This window comes from Neisseria sp. P0021.S006, from assembly GCF_051956895.1.
In genome coordinates, this window is record NZ_JBQCWZ010000883.1 from 1 (window position 1) to 600 (window position 600).

The window sequence follows — 600 nt, forward strand, 5'->3', positions numbered from 1 at the left end:
ATTTTATGTTCGCCCAGATTGGTTTGGGTCATGGCTTTGCCGACGGCAACAGGATAAATTTTGCTCAGTTTACCGTTGTCGTAGAGGAACAAACGCTGTTGCGTAATATTGATAACGACGTGTTGTCCGGAAGAGGCGGGGGAGACGTCTGGAATAAGTGTGTTTGCAGCAGCGGCCGAGGTCAGAAGGGCGGCTGTCAGGCCAAGGAATAATTTTTTCATGTCGTCTTTTTTTTGTAGGGATTGAAATGAAAGTTTTTGGCGCATGATACCTGAAACTCTGTGTTTTTGTGAGAAAATATGCGCTTTCGGTATTGGAAGACAGTCAGACGGCCGGTAAGCGGCTGTCTGACGGAAACGGTATGAGTGTGAAAGAACGGTATCAAGAGGCGGAAGTTTTTTCTTTGGATTATGAGGGCAGGGGTGTTGCCAGAGTCGATGGAAAGACTGTATTCATCGGCGGTGCGCTGCCCGGAGAGCGTGTAACGTTTGCCATTCATAAAGAAAAAAAGCAGTTTGCAGAAGCTCAGGTCGAAACGGTTTTAAAACCTTCTTCCGAACGCATTGAGCCAGCTTGTTGCTATTTTGATACATGTGGCGG

At 47.0% G+C, this 600-nt stretch carries 2 protein-coding genes; one reads left to right on the top strand and one right to left on the bottom strand.

Annotated features, from left to right (window positions below):
- Window positions 1-221 (bottom strand): L,D-transpeptidase (locus ACTHUM_RS17685; RefSeq protein WP_440403645.1); only part of this gene is annotated, 221 nt, incomplete at its 3' end.
- A 140-nt stretch (window positions 222-361) separates the two neighbouring features.
- Here ACTHUM_RS17685 and ACTHUM_RS17690 point away from each other — a divergent pair.
- Window positions 362-600 (top strand): TRAM domain-containing protein (locus ACTHUM_RS17690; RefSeq protein ID WP_440403646.1); only part of this gene is annotated, 239 nt, incomplete at its 3' end.